Source organism: Streptomyces ovatisporus (assembly GCF_042653885.1).
Lineage (GTDB): Bacteria > Actinomycetota > Actinomycetes > Streptomycetales > Streptomycetaceae > Streptomyces > Streptomyces ovatisporus.
In genome coordinates, this window is record NZ_JBHSFH010000015.1 from 402030 (window position 1) to 417753 (window position 15724).

Annotated in this window: 15 protein-coding genes; 10 read left to right on the forward strand and 5 right to left on the reverse strand. The window is 72.1% G+C overall.

Annotated elements, in window-relative coordinates; all coding sequences use genetic code 11:
• Positions 1 to 31 precede the first annotated feature (31 nt).
• Both pspAA and ACFPA8_RS25820 read right to left on the reverse strand, forming a co-directional pair.
• Positions 32 to 310, reverse strand: a complete 279-nt coding sequence (gene pspAA, locus ACFPA8_RS25815) for a PspA-associated protein PspAA (protein ID WP_386452304.1) — start codon at positions 308 to 310, stop codon at positions 32 to 34.
• Positions 311 to 413: 103 nt separating this feature from the next.
• Complete coding sequence (locus tag ACFPA8_RS25820) at positions 414 to 1211, reverse strand: PspA/IM30 family protein (protein ID WP_386452306.1); 798 nt, start codon at positions 1209 to 1211, stop codon at positions 414 to 416.
• Between the two features lie 269 nt (positions 1212 to 1480).
• On the opposite strand from ACFPA8_RS25820, the gene ACFPA8_RS25825 reads away from it, so the two are divergent.
• Positions 1481 to 2080, forward strand: a complete 600-nt coding sequence (locus ACFPA8_RS25825; RefSeq protein WP_386452308.1) for a DUF3043 domain-containing protein — start codon at positions 1481 to 1483, stop codon at positions 2078 to 2080.
• Positions 2077 to 2811 carry a class I SAM-dependent methyltransferase gene (locus ACFPA8_RS25830; protein ID WP_386452376.1) on the forward strand — a complete coding sequence of 245 codons (735 nt, stop codon included), beginning with the start codon at positions 2077 to 2079 and terminating at the stop codon, positions 2809 to 2811. The genes ACFPA8_RS25825 and ACFPA8_RS25830 overlap by 4 nt, the downstream gene beginning before the upstream one ends.
• A gap of 104 nt (positions 2812 to 2915) precedes the next feature.
• Here the strand turns inward: ACFPA8_RS25830 and ACFPA8_RS25835 are convergent, their stop codons facing one another.
• On the reverse strand, positions 2916 to 3152 hold the full coding sequence (locus tag ACFPA8_RS25835; protein WP_386452310.1) for a hypothetical protein: 237 nt from the start codon (positions 3150 to 3152) through the stop codon (positions 2916 to 2918).
• 83 nt (positions 3153 to 3235) lie between these two features.
• On the opposite strand from ACFPA8_RS25835, the gene ACFPA8_RS25840 reads away from it, so the two are divergent.
• From ACFPA8_RS25840 to ACFPA8_RS25870, 7 genes are all read left to right on the forward strand, one after another.
• The gene (locus ACFPA8_RS25840) at positions 3236 to 4459 is read left to right on the forward strand and encodes a bifunctional adenosylcobinamide kinase/adenosylcobinamide-phosphate guanylyltransferase (RefSeq protein ID WP_386452312.1); all 1224 of its coding nucleotides are present in this window, start codon (positions 3236 to 3238) and stop codon (positions 4457 to 4459) included.
• Between the two features lie 95 nt (positions 4460 to 4554).
• Positions 4555 to 5700 (forward strand): nicotinate-nucleotide--dimethylbenzimidazole phosphoribosyltransferase, encoded by a 1146-nt coding sequence (locus tag ACFPA8_RS25845; RefSeq protein WP_386452314.1) that lies wholly within the window; start codon positions 4555 to 4557, stop codon positions 5698 to 5700.
• A gap of 486 nt (positions 5701 to 6186) precedes the next feature.
• On the forward strand, positions 6187 to 6927 hold the full coding sequence (locus ACFPA8_RS25850) for an adenosylcobinamide-GDP ribazoletransferase (protein ID WP_386452378.1): 741 nt from the start codon (positions 6187 to 6189) through the stop codon (positions 6925 to 6927).
• A gap of 213 nt (positions 6928 to 7140) precedes the next feature.
• Entirely contained in the window at positions 7141 to 8700 is a 1560-nt protein-coding gene (locus ACFPA8_RS25855; RefSeq protein ID WP_386452315.1) for a leucyl aminopeptidase, read from the forward strand.
• A gap of 365 nt (positions 8701 to 9065) precedes the next feature.
• Positions 9066 to 10454 (forward strand): dihydrolipoyl dehydrogenase, encoded by a 1389-nt coding sequence (gene lpdA, locus ACFPA8_RS25860; protein ID WP_386452317.1) that lies wholly within the window; start codon positions 9066 to 9068, stop codon positions 10452 to 10454.
• A gap of 54 nt (positions 10455 to 10508) precedes the next feature.
• A complete protein-coding gene (gene sucB / locus ACFPA8_RS25865; protein ID WP_386452319.1) occupies positions 10509 to 12269 on the forward strand; it encodes a 2-oxoglutarate dehydrogenase, E2 component, dihydrolipoamide succinyltransferase in 1761 nt (586 codons plus the stop codon).
• A 295-nt stretch (positions 12270 to 12564) separates the two neighbouring features.
• Positions 12565 to 13650 (forward strand): ArsR family transcriptional regulator, encoded by a 1086-nt coding sequence (locus tag ACFPA8_RS25870; protein WP_386452321.1) that lies wholly within the window; start codon positions 12565 to 12567, stop codon positions 13648 to 13650.
• Between the two features lie 69 nt (positions 13651 to 13719).
• Here the strand turns inward: ACFPA8_RS25870 and ACFPA8_RS25875 are convergent, their stop codons facing one another.
• Together ACFPA8_RS25875 and ACFPA8_RS25880 are read right to left on the reverse strand one after the other, a co-directional pair.
• Entirely contained in the window at positions 13720 to 14376 is a 657-nt protein-coding gene (locus ACFPA8_RS25875) for a class I SAM-dependent methyltransferase (RefSeq protein WP_386452323.1), read from the reverse strand.
• A 77-nt stretch (positions 14377 to 14453) separates the two neighbouring features.
• Positions 14454 to 14768, reverse strand: coding sequence for a hypothetical protein (locus tag ACFPA8_RS25880; RefSeq protein WP_386452325.1), 315 nt, complete (start codon positions 14766 to 14768; stop codon positions 14454 to 14456).
• Positions 14769 to 14853: 85 nt separating this feature from the next.
• Here ACFPA8_RS25880 and ACFPA8_RS25885 point away from each other — a divergent pair.
• Positions 14854 to 15724: helix-turn-helix domain-containing protein (locus ACFPA8_RS25885; protein WP_386452327.1), on the forward strand; the 871-nt coding region annotated here is incomplete at its 3' end.

Genomic DNA, 15724 nt, shown 5'->3' on the forward strand with positions numbered 1-15724 from the left:
GCGGCTCGCGGGCGGTCGGCGCCGGTGCGGCTCAGCCCGGGATGAGGCCGTCGTCGGTGAGCATCTCCCGTACCTCTTCGAGTGACGCGTCGGGCGAGGGGAGGATCAGCTCCGAGGGCTCCAGGGAGTCGTCGGGCAGGGCGGTGCCCATCGTGCGTACGGCGTTGAGGAGCGCGCTGAGAGTACGGCGGAAGCCCGCGTCGTCCCCGGACTCCATCTCGGCCAGCAGCTCGTCGTCCAGCTTGTTCAGCTCGGCGAAGTGGCTGTCGTCCAGCTTCACCTGGCCTTCCCCCATGATCCGTACGATCATGTCGCTCTCCTTCTGGCGTGGGGCCGTAAGCCGATTCTCGATGTGACTGCTCGCCGGGAGGGCCTGGGCACCCGCGGCTGCCGCCAGGTTCCGCCCGGGGGTGCTACTTCTCGAACTTGGGGGTGTCCTGCGACTGCTGCCCCTGGCCCTGGCCGGTGCTGCCGCCGCTCTCGATGGCCTGCTGGTCGCCGCCCGTGCCGCCCGCCAGCTCCGCCTTCATCCGCTGCAGCTCCAGCTCGACGTCCGTACCGCCGGAGAGGCGGTCCAGCTCGGCGGTGATGTCGTCCTTCGCCATGCCGGTGGGGTCGTCGAGGGCACCGGAGGCCAGCAGTTCGTCGATGGCTCCGGAACGGGCCTGCAGCTGTGCGGTCTTGTCCTCCGCACGCTGGACGGCCATCCCCACGTCGCCCATCTCCTCGGAGATGCCGGAGAAGGCCTCCCCGATGCGGGTCTGCGCCTGGGCGGCGGTGTAGGTCGCCTTGATGGTCTCCTTCTTGGTGCGGAAGGCGTCCACCTTCGCCTGCAGCCGCTGGGAGGCGAGGGTGAGCTTCTCCTCCTCGCCCTGCAGCGTCTGGTGCTGCGTCTCCAGATCCGTGACCTGCTGCTGCAGGGCCGCACGGCGGGAGAGAGCCTCACGGGCGAGGTCCTCACGTCCGAGAGCGAGGGCCTTCTTGCCCTGCTCCTCGAGCTTCGAGGACTGCCCCTGCAACTGGCTCAGCTGCAGTTCCAGACGTTTGCGGGACGTCGCGACGTCGGCGACACCCCTGCGCACCTTCTGAAGCAGCTCCAGCTGCTTCTGGTACGAGTAGTCGAGCGTCTCGCGCGGGTCCTCAGCCCGGTCCAGGGCTTTGTTGGCCTTCGCGCGGAAGAGCATCCCCATACGCTTCATGACACCGCTCATGGGCCTCGCGCGCCCCCTTCGTAACGGACTGAGCCTCAGCAGCACACCTACAAGACCCAAGACTACGGGCCCTGCTCCCATTACCGCACTGTTCGGACGCGGATGCGCTCCTCCTGAAGGACGATCGCGGCCGTGGACATCCACACCAGGGAGTAGGAGGAGGGCCCCGGCGAGGCTCCACGGCTGCTCCCGCCGTCCCGACGGACGTTGCCGGATCGTTCCCGACCGGGCCTGGGGAGCACCGCAGGTCGCACCGTACCCTGGGGACCGTGTTCCGAAGCCGTTCGAAGGAAGGGCAGGCCGCCTCCACCCCCCGGGTGAGCGCTGCCGAGCCCCAGCAGCCACGCGACCCGCAGGCCCCCAAGGGCCGCCCCACGCCCAAGCGCAGCGAGGCGCAGTCACAGCGCCGCTCGTTCGCCAAGGCGCCGGCCAACCGCAAGGAGGCCGCCAAGCGCCAGCGAGAGGAGCGCCGCACCGCCATGGCACGACAGCGACAGGCGCTGGCCGGCGGCGACGAGCGCTACCTGCCGGCGCGCGACAAGGGTCCCGTGCGGCGCTACGCCCGTGACTACGTGGACTCGCGGTGGTCCGTGGCGGAGTTCTTCCTGCCCATCGCCGTGATCATCCTCGTGCTGAGCATGATGCCGTCGCTGCAGCTGAAGAACATCTCGCTGCTGCTGTGGCTCTTCGTGATCGTGATGATCGTCCTCGACTCCGTGGGCCTCGGCTTCCGCCTCAGGCGGGATCTGCGGACGCGCTTCCCGGACGAGAACAAGCGGGGCGCCGTCGCCTACGCACTGATGCGTACGCTCCAGCTGCGCCGGATGCGCCTGCCCAAGCCGCAGGTCGCACGCGGCGAGAAGCCCTGAGCGGGCAGCTGGGCCGGATAGGGCAGCTCGGCCCGCTCGAACAGCAGCTCCTGGCCCGTCAGCTCGACGAGCAGACGGCCGCCGTCTTCGAAGCGGACCGCACGCTGCGGGTGCTCGACGTGGGTCTGGGCCGCGGCGTGCAGGCTCTCCGGCTCGCCCGCGCCGGGCACCGGGTGACGGGGCTGGAATCCGACCCCGACCTGCGCGACCTGGTCGAGAAGGAGCTGGCGGACGAGCCCGAGGAGATACGCAAGCGCGTGCGCCTCGTCCCGGGCGGCAGCCAGGACACCGGCGCCCACTTCCTGCCCGGCACCTTCGACGTCGTGCTGTGCCACGGGGAGCTCATCCAGGCCCGCGACCCGGGAACGACGCTGGCCGGTCTCGCGAGGGTCCTGGACGGCGGGGGTCTGCTGTCGCTGCTGATTCGCAACGACGACGCGCTGGCCATGCACCCGGGCCGTACCGGTGACTGGGACGCGGCGCAGGCCGCACTGGACTTCCCCGAGCGTGCCGGACGGGCATTCCGGCTGGAGACGTTCACCAGGGGGCTGGCGGGCATCGGCACACCGCTGCGCCAGTGGTACGGCGTCGGGATATTCGGGCACGACCGCCTGCCCGAGGAGGACGACGAGGCCGAGCGGATGCTGGCCCTGGAGGAGCGGGCGGCGCGCACCGACCCGTACCGCTCGGTGGCGGCGATGCTGCACGTGTGCGGAGTGCGCGGCGGCTGAACGGCGGCGGCGCTCCGGTTCGCCGGGCCGGCAGGGCCCGGCGAACCTCAGGCACCCGGCACGGGCCGGGGCGGACCGTACGGGACGGGCGGAGGTCCCGCCGGTCAGATGGCGGAGCTCTCGCCCTCTTCGTCCCCGTCGGTCGGGTGCAGGCTCATCGGCCCGTAGATCTTGCTGCTGTCCTCCAGCAGCGTCACCTGATCGGTGCCGCCCTCCAGCAGCTCCTTCCAGACCTCGCCGATCCAGGACTCGGCGTCGCCCTGGGTGGGGAACTCCTCAGGCTGTACGGCAGGTTCCGTCTCCGACCCGTCGGCCTTCTCGAACCGCCACGTCCACGCCATCTGTTCCTCCCGAGATCGACAGTTGCTGCCCGCAGACTAATCCTGAGTGCGCGACAGCCGGCGGCGCGCGAGACGATCGAGACGTGGAACTCACTCTGCTCGGTACCGGAGCCCCCGGCGGACTGCCCCGCCCCGACTGCCCCTGCGCCGTGTGCGCCGCGGTCGCCAGGGGCCGTTCGCACACGCGCGCGGCGACCGCGCTGCTCGTCGACGGCACCCTGCTCCTCGACCTCACCCCCGGGCCCGCCTTCGCCGCCGCCCGTGCGGGGAAGTCGCTGCACGGCGTGCGGCAGGTGCTGCTCTCCCACCCGCACGACGGCCCCGCACTGGAGATCCCCGCCGGGCTGCCCGCGCCCGTACGGGTGTCGGAACGGCAGGAACTCGCGCTGATCAGCGGCCACCGGGTGCGTGCCGTCGCCCTGGACTCGCCCGGCACCGGTTACCAGGTCACGGGGCCCGCCGGGGAATGTGTGCTCTACCTGCCGCCCGGGGCGGCACCGGCCGGTCTGGAGGAGGGGCGGGACGAGGCCGGCACGTCCTATCCGTACGACATGGTCCTCCTCGACGTGCTCGGACGTCCCGACGCACTCGCGAAGCTGCGGGGCGTCGGCTCGGTCGGTCCCGCGACGGACGTGCTCGCCGTCCACATCGACCACGACGTGCCGTCCGGTCCCGAGCTGCACCGCAGGCTCGCGGCGGCAGGGGCGCACACGGAGCCGGACGGGACGACGCTGGTCGTCGGCGACTACGCCGACCTGCCCGAAGTGCCGCGCCGCACACTGGTGTTGGGCGGTGCGCGGTCGGGGAAGTCGGTGGAGGCGGAGCGGCGCCTGGAGTCCTTCCCCGGCGTGGTGTACGTGGCGACGGGCGGCAGCCGGGACGGTGACGCCGAATGGGCGGCACGCGTCACCGCGCACAAGGAGCGGCGTCCGCCGTCCTGGCGCACGCAGGAGACCTGCGACCTGGTGCCGCTCCTGGAGGAGTCGGGACCGCCTCTGCTCGTGGACTGTCTCGCGCTGTGGCTCACCGACGCGATGGACAGAGCCGGGGCGTGGGACGACGACCGGTGGCGGATCAACGGCTCCCGGATGGTGGAGGAGCGGGTCGGGCAGCTCGTCGAAGCGGTCCGCCGCACGCGGCGCACCGTGGTCGCCGTCAGCAACGAGGTGGGCTCGGGCGTCGTTCCGGGGACGTCGTCGGGCCGGCGCTTCCGCGACGAACTCGGGCGCCTGAACACGGTGTTCGCAGCGGAGTGCGAGCACGTGCTGCTCGTCACCGCCGGCATCGCGCAGCCGCTGCGGGGCTGAGCGCCGATGCGGTGTCCGACGGGGTGTCCGATGGGGTGTCTCCTCCTCACCGGCGGCCGGTCCGCGCCCGCGCCCGTACCGTACGCTTCGCCATCATGAGCGACCGCACCCTGGACCTGGACGACTTCTCCGATCTCATCGAGCGCCCGCACGGCGGACTGCGCCGGGACGCCGAGGAGCGCAGGGCGAGGACGGGCCTCCCGGGCCAAGCCCTGGGCCGTCTCGACGAGTTGGGCGAGTGGCTGACCGCGGCGCAGGCCCGGCTGCCGGTCGAACCGCTGCGCCAGCCGAAACTGGTCGTCTTCGCCGGGGACCACGGGGTGGCGGAACTGGACGTCTCCACTCGTCCGGCCGGCAGTGCGCACACGCTCGTACGGGCGGCGCTGGACGGCCTGTCCCCCGCGGCGATCCTGGCCCGCCGCCTCGAAGTCCCCCTGCGCGTGGTCGACATGGCGCTCGACTGCGACCCGGGTGAGCTGCCGGCCGAGGTGACCCGGCACCGGGTACGCCGTTCGTCGGGGCGGCTGGACACGCAGGACGCGCTCACCGCCGAGGAGGCGGAGCAGGCTTTCCGTGCGGGGATGGCGGTCGCGGACGAGGAGGCCGACGCGGGCACCGACGTGGTCGTGCTCGGCGACCTCTCCGTGGGCGGTACGACGGCGGCCGGCACGCTGATCGCCGCCCTGTGCGGCACGGACGCGTCCGTCGTGACCGGCCGCGGCGGCGGCGAGATCGACGACCTGGTGTGGATGCGCAAGTGCGCCGCCATCCGCGACGGGCTGCGGCGCGCACGTCCCGTGCTGGGCGACCAGTTGCAGCTGCTCGCCGCGGTCGGCGGCGCGGACCTGACCGCCATGACGGGCTTCCTGCTCCAGTCGGCGGTGCGGCGCACGCCCGTGATCCTCGACGGGGTGGTCTCGGCCGCCTGCGCGCTCGTCGCGCAGCGCGTCGCGTTCCGCGCCCCCGACTGGTGGGTGGCGGGCCACGCCAGCAAGGAGCCGGCACAGGCGAAGGCGCTCGACCGGATGGCCCTCGAACCGCTGCTGGACCAGCAGGTCGCAGTCGGCGGGGGAACGGGCGGACTGCTGGCCCTGCCGCTGGTGCAGGCGGCAGCCCAACTGGCGGCGGAGTTGCCCGTGTCGGAAAGCGAAGAGGACGGCGGAGACGGCGGAGACGGCGAGGACGGGGCCGCGGAGGAAGGCGACGGCGGCGCGAACGCGCATGCGCTGGACGCCACTTGACGCGGACGACGGCTTGATGCCTCCCGGCACCGCCGGCCGCCGCGCTGAGCGGAACGGACCGGTCCGGAGGACGTGCGGTGCAGCGGAGTGCGTTCCGACGGTGCCGCTCGGCACCGTCAGGCGCTAGCCTGCGCTCCGATGAACGCCACTCCCCCGGACGGGTCTTCCGGGTCCGCCGAAGACCCCGACGGCACCGACGGCACCGCTGGTCCGGAGAGCACCGGCCCTTCCGGGGACTCCGGCATGCCCGGGACCCCTGACTCGTCCGGCGACTCGCCCTCGTCCGGGCACACCGACGGTCCCGCCGCCGGCGCCGGGGCTTCCGCCGACTCCTCCGGCTCCGGCTCCCCCGATCCCGCCGACTCCTCCGGCTCCGGCTCCCCCGATCCCGCCGCTTCCGGCTCCTCCGCCTCCCGCGCCCGTGCCGCCGCCGCTGCTGCCGCCGCCGAGGACGGCGTCCGCTTCGCCCTCGGCACGCTCACCGTCCTGCCCGTGCACGTCGAGCGCTGGGACCGCGAGGCCGCCCGGCGCGGCATGGTGTGGGCCCCGCTCGCCGGTCTGCTGGTCGGCGGCGCCGCCGCCTTCGTCGGACTGGTGGCGCTGATGTCGGGGATCTCGTCGCTGCCTGCCGCGGTGATCTCCGTCGCAGTGCTCGCCGTACTCACCCGCGGCCTGCATCTGGACGGGCTCGCGGACGTCGCCGACGGCCTGGGCAGCGCGAAGTCGGCCCGGGGAGCACTGCGCGTGATGAAGCAGTCGGACATCGGCCCGTTCGGGGTCGTCGCACTCGTCTTCGTCCTGCTGGCCCAAGTCGCCGTGCTCGACGAGCTGTACGGGCAGGTGGGCTGGGCGCAGGGGGCGCTCGGCGTCATGGTGGCCGCCGTCACCGCGCGCTGTGCGATCACCCTCGCAGCTCGTTCGGGTGTTCCTGCGGCGCGGACCGACGGGCTGGGCGCCTCGGTGGCGGGAACGGTCCCGGTACGCGCCGCGGCGCTCGTCGCGGCGTCGCTGGCCGTGGCAGCCACGGTCATCGGCGCGCTCGTGTACTGGGGTGACGCACTCCACGGCGCGGTGACGTGCCTGCTGGCGGTCCTCATCGGGCTGACCGCCGCCGAACTGCTGCTGCAGCACTGCCGACGACGCTTCGGCGGTGTCACGGGCGACGTCTTCGGCGCGCTGTCCGAGACGGCAACGACCGCTGCGCTGCTGGCATTCGCCCTCGGCTGAGCCCCGGCCCGACAACGCACCCGGACCCACAGCGGCGACCTCACGTGTGTCATGACCGTGCGCAGCAGCAGGGGTTGAGCCACAGGCAGCGCGTATCGTCTCCCGCAAACGACGTTCTGCTCGGGCATACGATGCCCTGCGTGCCGGAAGCCGATCACCCGTAACCGACGACCCGCTGTTCCGGCCTCTCCAAGGAAGAAGGTCCTTCTCACCGTGTCTGCTCTGACTCTCAGCACCTCGTCCGCCACGACCCAGCGCGGGGACGTCGTCGTCATCGGCGTAGCCAAGGGCTCCAAGGGCAGCCCCGTGGTCGCCCCCGGCGGCGAGACCGTGGACAAGGCGTACGGCGGGAAGCTAGCCGCCACGCTCGAAGCGCTCGGCGCGAGCGGCGGCGAGGGCGAGACCACGAAGATTCCGGCGCCCCCCACCGGGCTCAAGGCGCCGGTCGTCATGGCAGTCGGTCTGGGCGAGGCACCCGGCAAGAACGAGCCCTACGACCTGGAGACGCTGCGCCGTGCCGCCGGTACGGCCGCCCGTGCGCTGGCCGGCACGGAGAAGGCCGTCTTCGCACTGCCCACGGACGACGCCCCGTCGGTGGGCGCCGTGACGGAGGGCGCGCTGCTCGGGGCGTACGCCTTCACCGCGTACCGCAGCACCGGCGACGGCAAGGGCAAGCGCGGCGCCAAGGCGGACAAGAAGGACCAGGAGTCCGGTGCCCCCCTCGCCGAGGTCGTCGTCGTCGGCGCGAAGGCGCGGGACAAGGCGCACAAGGCCGCCGCCGACCGCGCGCAGGTCCTGGCCGCCGAGGTGGCCCGCGCCCGCGACCTGATCAACACGCCTTCCAACGACCTGACTCCGGTCGTCTTCGCGGACCAGGCCAGGAAGGCCGCCGAGCAGCACGGTCTCGACATCGAGGTGATGGACGAAGACGCCCTCGCCAAGGGCGGTTACGGCGGCATCCTCGGCGTCGGCCAGGGTTCGGAGAACCCGCCGCGCCTGGTCCGCCTCGCCTACAGGCACCCCAAGGCGAAGAACTCGCTCGCGCTCGTAGGCAAGGGCATCACCTACGACTCGGGCGGCATCTCCCTGAAGCCCGCCGGTCACAACGAGACGATGAAGTGCGACATGAGCGGTGCCGCGGCAGTCTTCGCCGCCGTCGTCTCCGCCGCCCGTCTCGGGCTGCGCGTCAACGTGACGGGCTGGCTGGCGCTCGCCGAGAACATGCCGTCCGGGTCGGCCACACGTCCGGGCGACGTGCTCAACATGTACAGCGGCAAGACGGTGGAGGTGCTCAACACCGACGCCGAGGGCCGTCTCGTCCTGGCGGACGCCCTGACCCGCGCGTGCGAGGAGTCCCCCGACGCCGTCGTCGACGTCGCCACCCTCACCGGGGCCATGGTCCTCGCCCTGGGCAACCGCACGTTCGGCGTCATGAGCAACGACGACGCCTTCCGCGGCACGGTGCACGAGCTCGCCGACGAGGCGGGCGAGGCGTCCTGGCCGATGCCGATGCCCACCCACCTGCGCAAGGGCATGGACTCCCCCGTCGCCGACATGGCCAACATCGGTGAGCGGCCGGGCGGCGGCCTCGTGGCCGGTCTCTTCCTCAAGGAGTTCGTGGACGAGGACGTGCTGTGGGCCCATCTGGACATCGCGGGCCCCGCGTTCAACGAGTCGGGCCCCTTCGGCTACACCCCCAAGGGCGGCACCGGCTCCGGGGTCCGCACGCTCGTCCGTCTCGCGGAGCGGGCGGCTGCGGGCGATCTCACCTGAGGACGCCCTCCGGAAGGCAGCAGCAGTGCACCAGGTCCCGGCGGAGCGCGCCCCCGGGCGGGCCGGGACCGGGTCGCTGCCCGTGAGCAGCGTCACACTTCACGCTCCGCCCCAGGGGTACGCCGGTCAGTCCCCTTGCGGTACGGCCGCGTTCGCCCTCAGCGATCGCGGCCGTACCGCCCGGTAAAACGGCCCCGCGTCCCGCTGCCCGCCGACAAGTGCGAAGATGGGTCCCCGGCAGGACAGGGCCCCCGCGCGCGGCTTCACCCAAGCCGAGTCAGGGCCGAGCAAGACAGCGGCCGAACTGAAAGCCGCCCGGTCAGTAGGAGACCGGCTCCGGCGTACCCATGCATGGAGGACGTGACGTGGCGAAAGACGCCAGCACCGTTTTCGACCTAGTGATCCTCGGAGGCGGTAGCGGCGGCTATGCCGCTGCCCTGCGCGGGGCGCAGCTGGGTCTGGACGTCGCCCTGATCGAGAAGGACAAGCTGGGCGGCACCTGTCTGCACCGGGGCTGCATCCCCACCAAGGCGCTGCTGCACGCCGGCGAGCTGGCCGACCAGGCCCGCGAGGGCGCGAAGTACGGCGTGAAGAGCTCCTTCGAGGGCATCGACATGGCCGGGGTGCACAAGTACAAGGACGGCGTGGTCTCGGGGCTCTACAAGGGCCTTCAGGGTCTGGTCGCCTCCCGCAAGATCACCTACGTCGAGGGCGAGGGCCGGCTGTCCTCCCCGACGTCGGTCGACGTCGACGGCCAGCGCTACGAGGGCCGTCACATCCTGCTCGCCACCGGCTCGGTGCCCAAGTCGCTTCCCGGCCTGGAGATCGACGGCAACCGCATCATCTCCTCGGACCACGGGCTGCACCTGGACCGCGTCCCGGAGTCGGCGATCATCCTGGGCGGCGGCGTCATCGGCGTCGAATTCGCCTCCGCCTGGAAGTCGTTCGGCACCGACGTGACGATCGTCGAGGGTCTGCCGCACCTCGTGCCCGCCGAGGACGAGAACAGCTCGAAGCTGCTGGAGCGCGCCTTCCGCAAGCGCGGCATCGCCTTCTCGCTGGGCTCCTTCTTCGAGAAGGCCGAGTACACCGACAAGGGTGTGAAGGTCAGCCTCGCCAACGGCAAGGAGTACGAGGCGGAGTTGCTGCTCGTCGCCATCGGCCGCGGCCCCGTCTCGCAGGGCCTGGGCTACGAGGAGGCCGGGGTCGCCATGGACCGCGGCTTCGTCCTCGCCGACGAGTACTGCCGTACGAACGTGGAGACGATCTCCGCCGTCGGCGACCTCATCCCGACGCTCCAGCTCGCGCACGTCGGCTTCGCCGAGGGCATCCTCGTCGCCGAGCGCCTGGCCGGGCTGAACCCGGTACCCGTCGACTACCACGGCGTGCCGCGCGTGACGTACTGCCACCCGGAGGTCGCCTCGGTCGGTGTCACCGAGGAGAAGGCCAAGGAGATCTACGGGGCGGACAAGGTCGTCACCCTCAAGTACAACCTCGCCGGCAACGGCAGGAGCAAGATCCTCAACACCACGGGTGAGATCAAGCTGGTGCAGGTGCGCGATGGTGCCGTGGTCGGCGTCCACATGGTCGGTGACCGTATGGGCGAGCAGGTGGGCGAGGCACAGCTCATCTACAACTGGGAGGCGCTGCCGGCCGAGGTCGCGCAGCTCATCCACGCACACCCCACGCAGAGCGAGGCGCTCGGCGAGGCCCACCTGGCACTCGCGGGCAAGCCGCTCCACTCCCACGACTGACCGAGGCCGGGCGCGACCCGCATCCGCACCATTCCGATAGGAGCAACCGAAACCATGGCGGTTTCCGTAACCCTGCCGGCGCTCGGCGAGAGCGTCACCGAGGGCACCGTCACCCGCTGGCTGAAAGCCGAGGGTGAGCAAGTGGAGGCCGACGAGCCGCTGCTCGAGGTCTCCACCGACAAGGTCGACACCGAGATCCCGGCCCCCGCGGCCGGCACCCTCTCCTCCATCAAGGTGGCCGAGGACGAGACGGTCGAGGTCGGCGCCGAACTCGCAGTGATCGACGACGGGGCGGGTGCGCCCGCGGCAGAGGCACCGGCCGCCGCCGAGTCCGCTCCCGCACAGGAGGCGCAGCCCGAGCCGGAGCCCGCGCCCGCGCAGCAGGCCCAGCCCGCGCAGCAGGAGGCCCCGGCGGCGCCGGGAGGCGGTTCGGCGGAGGGTACGGATGTCGTGCTGCCCGCGCTGGGCGAGTCGGTCACCGAGGGCACCGTCACCCGCTGGCTGAAGCAGGTCGGTGAGGAAGTCCAGGCGGACGAGCCGCTGTTGGAGGTCTCGACGGACAAGGTCGACACGGAGATCCCGGCCCCCGCGGCCGGCACTCTGCTGGAGATCGTGGTCGGCGAGGACGAGACGGCCGAGGTCGGCTCGAAGCTCGCCGTCATCGGCGCCGCGGGTGCCGCACCGGCCGCGGAGTCCGCACCGGCCCAGCCCGCACCCGCGCAGCAGGCCCAGCCGCAGCCCGAGCCGGCACCGGCACCGGTTCAGCCCAAGGCCGAGCCCGCACCGCAGCAGGCACAGCCGCAGGCGCAGCCCAAGGCGGCCCCCGCGCCGGCTCCGGCCGCACCGGCCGTGGCCGCACCGCCGGCGTCCGCTCCGGCCGCGGCGGAGAACGAGGGCGCGTACGTCACGCCGCTCGTCCGGAAGCTCGCCAACGAGCAGGGCGTCGACCTGTCCTCGGTCAGGGGCACCGGCGTCGGCGGACGCATCCGCAAGCAGGACGTCGTCGCCGCCGCCGAAGCGGCCAGGTCCCGGGCGGCTGCCGCTCCCTCCGCCGCGTCCACCGCACCGCGGTCGCCGAAGCTCGAGCCGTCTCCGCTGCGCGGCCAGACGGTCAAGATGCCGCGCATCCGCAAGGTGATCGCGGAGAACATGATGAAGGCGCTGCACAACCAGGCGCAGCTGTCCACCGTGGTCGAGGTGGACGTGACGCGTGTGATGCGGCTGCGGCGGCGGGCCAAGGAGTCCTTCGCCGCGCGTGAGGGCGTCAAGCTCTCCCCGATGCCCTTCTTCGTGCAGGCCGCCGCCGAGGCGCTGAAGGCCCACCCGTCGGTCAACGCACGCCTCAACGACGACGGCACGATCACCTACCACGACGTCGAGAACATCGGCATCGCGGTGGACTCCGAGAAGGGCCTGATGGTCCCGGTCATCAAGGAAGCCGGGAACCTCAACCTGGCCGGCATCGCCCGCAAGACGGCGGATCTGGCGAAGAAGGTCCGCGAGGGCGGGCTCGGTCCGGACGACATGTCCGGCGGCACGTTCACGATCAGCAACACCGGGTCGCGCGGCGCGCTGTTCGACACGGTCATCGTGAACTACCCGCAGGTCGCGGAGCTCGGCATCGGTGCCACCGTCCGCCGTCCCATGGTCATCGACCACCCGGAGCTGGGCGAGACCATCGCCATCCGGGACATGGTCTACCTGACCCTCTCCTACGACCACCAGCTGGTCGACGGGGCGGACGCCGCCCGCTACCTCGGCGACGTCAAGGCCCGCCTGGAAGCAGGCGAGTTCGAGGGCGAACTGGGTCTCTGACCCGCGGCGCCCCGGCGTACTCGACGCGGCGGCCCCGACGGTACGGCTTCGGCCGTACCGTCGGGGCCGCCGTCGTGCGTGGCACGGGCGTGCGGTCCGGCTCGGCCGTTCTGTGCCTGAACGTACGCACTCGTGCTGCGACCGGGAACGTTCACCGGCTCGGGACGCCCGGCACGGCATTAAAGTGTCGGCGGGCGCTCCGCGCCATACGCCCGGGGTGCCGAGGCACCGACGCACCCGTGAGCGGAGCGCGGACCACGGCCGTGACCGGAACCGGGCCGCGAGGGAACACCGCATGCTGCGCATCCACTTCACCAGTACCGACCTGGCGCGCACGCACGTCGCCGAAGGCCCCGACCCGCTCTGGGAGACGGTCTTCAGCCTGCACATGCTCCGCGCCCGCTACGGCCGTGTGCCGTTCGCCGAGTGGCGCCGGGACGTACGGGCAGACCTGCGGCGTCACGGGAAAGCGGACGAGTTACGGCAACTGCTGCCGCTCGTCCCGGACGCCAGCTACTTCCCCGACTTCCTCACCCCGCCGGAGGGGCTGCTGGGGCTGGAGGAAGGCGTCGAGGCCGTCGTCGCGACGCCCCGCGAGCGGATCGACCACGAGCTCGGCATCCTGAACGAGCGTGTGGGCGCGCCCAGTTGGTCGCACGAGCTCACCGAGCGCTCACCGCACGCGCGCAGGCGGCTCGGCGGAATGATCTCCGGTTACCACGAGCGGGCGCTGGCCCCCTACTGGCCCGCGATCCAGCGCCGCGCCGCCGCCGACCGTGCGGTGCGCACGAGGGCACGCCAGGCAGGCGGAGTGGGGGGTGTGCAGGGCCTGTTGGCCGGTTTCCGTCCGGCGATGCGATGGCGTCCGCCCGTCCTCGAGATACCCGCGCATCCTGTCGACCGGGACCTGCACCTTCAGGGGCGGGGGCTGCTGCTGGTCCCCTCCCAGTTCCTGTGGAGCCGGCCCGTGCCGCTCGCCGACCCGGACTTGCCGCCCACAGTCCTCTATCCACTCGACCGCAGTCCCGACTGGATGGTCCCCGCGCCGCACAACAGCGCGGGCACCGCGGGCGATCCGCTCGCCCGGCTGCTGGGCTCGACGCGGGCGGCGGTGCTGCGCGCGACGCCTCTGCCCGCGGTTGCGTACGGGCAGGGGCGTTCCCACGGGCGGCAGTCCGAACCTTGCATGCCGTTCTCGGACTCCGGGCCGCCGGAGCGGAGGCGGGCCGGATCGAACCCCCAGGGTCCTCCCGGCCCCGCCTCGCTGCTTCCCCCTTTTCCGGGACGACGTGCGACGTACGTCCCGTATACGAGGACTGTGACGGAGGGCTACCGTTCTGACCATTGTGTTGCAGTCAGAGACACAACACGCAGGTCGTAGGGTGCGAGTTCGCGTCTTTCGCCGAGTCGGGCAGCCTTCCGGCGACTCTCCCCGGGCGGGACGCCCGGTTCACCCGCGGGCGATGAGGACGTACCGTTCGTCGGTCACGGGGCGGCCCCAGAGCGCGGCGTTGCCGCTGAGGGATTCGAGACGGAGTTCCGCGACGAGCGGCCGTACCGCAGCGGCCAGTTGCTCCGCGCCGACGCCGCCGTGCCACGGCAGCTCCTCCGCCCCCGCGACGTACGGCGCGCCGCGCTGCCCCGGCTCGCGCCAGCGGCCCTCCACCAGGATCAGCCGTCCGCCCGGCAGCAGACGGGACACCCAGTCGCGGAGGGCCGCCTCCGGATCGGGCAGGGTCCAGAGCAGATGCCTGGCCAGCACCGCGCCGAAACGCTCCTCGCCTGTGGGAGGCCGCATCGCGTCCCCCGTCAGGAACCGGGCGCCGAATCCGGCCGTCTCCGTCTTCGCACGGGCCTGCCCGACCATGCGCGACGACAGGTCCACTCCGGTGACCCGGTGCCCGTCGGCTGCGAGCAGCAAGGACAGGGAGCCCGTGCCGCACCCGACGTCGAGTACGTCGACCGGCTCACGCGGCATCCAGGCACGCAGCAGCCGGGTCCACTCGGAACGGACGTCCTCGGCCCGCAGTCCGTGATCGGGTTCCTCGTCGAAGTCCGCCGCGGCGGCGTCCCAGTAGGCGGCGATCGAAGCAGTACGTGAGGTCATGCCGGGACTCTTTCAGTGGCCACTGACACCGCTGGTGCGGCAGAGCCGAACCGGCGCCGTTGCGCTTTCCGGGCCGGTCACCCACCTGCGCGACCGCGGACTCCGTCCGGCAGCCGGAGGCCGCGGCTCTCGGCGATGCGCACCGCGTCGCGCAGCGACTCGGCCAGGCGGGCGCCGGTGAAGCGCAGTTCGCGCGTTCCGGCGTGCGGGTCCGCGAGTAGCGGCCCGGCGTGATCGAGCACCTCCTCGGCGGATACGAGCAGCGCCGCCTCCGTCTCGTCGGCCACCCGCGAGAGCAGGCTGCGGGGATCGTCCGTGCTCAGGTAGCAGGGAGCGCCCTCCGGGGTGGTCCATGGCAGCAGCCGCATCGGCGTGCCCTCTCCGTCGCACATCACCGCACCGTCACCTCGCACATCTCCATCTGCCCCATTCGTCTGCCCGGTCACTGTGTGTGGCGTCAACGTTGCCCTGAGGCAGATGGCACCGACAGGGATGACTCGTCCCGATGTCGGGCGCGGGACGGCCGGGCCGTCCCGGCTTTCCGTACGGGACGGCAGAGAGGGCACGCAGACGATGAAGTTCCGCCCGCAGACGTTGACTCCCGACAGGTCCGCCCGCCACTTCTTCGGGGCGGAGCTGCGCCGTCACCGGGAGGCGGCCGGGCTGTCGCTGGTCCGGATGGCCGCGGTGGTGCTCTCCAGCAAGAGTGCGCTGGCCCGGATCGAGACGGCGGAGCTGATGCCGCCGCCGGACCTGCCGGGCAAACTCGACCTCGCCTTCGGGACGGACGAGTTCTTCACCAGGCTGTACGGGCTGGTGCGCCGGGAGGTACATCCCGACCAGTACCGGCGGTACATGGAGTTCGAGGAACGGGCGGAGGTCGTCGAGGACTTCGCGCCGCACGTCGTCCCCGGCCTGCTGCAGACCGAGGCGTACGCCCGCGCCTTCTTCGGATACGCCCCCGGCATCACCGCGGAGCAGACGGAGGAGCGGGTACAGGCCCGCCTCGGACGCCAGGAACGCCTGCGCTCGTCGAATCCCCCGCGGTACTGGGCGATTCTCGACGAGGCGCTGTTGCACCGCACCGTCGGCAGCGCCGAGGTCATGCGGGGTCAGCTGTCCGCACTGCTCCCGATGCTGGACACGGAGCACGTGAAGATCCAGGTGCTGCCCTTCTCGCACGGTGGACACGCCCTGATGGAAGGGCCGTTGAAACTTCTGAGGATGCCGGGCGGACAAACCGTGGCCTATGAGGAGGGCCGCCGGTCCGGTCAGCTCCTGGAGGATCCCGAAGAAGTGAAGGGACGCTGGGCGCTCTACGACGCGCTCCGGGCGTACGCTCTGTCCC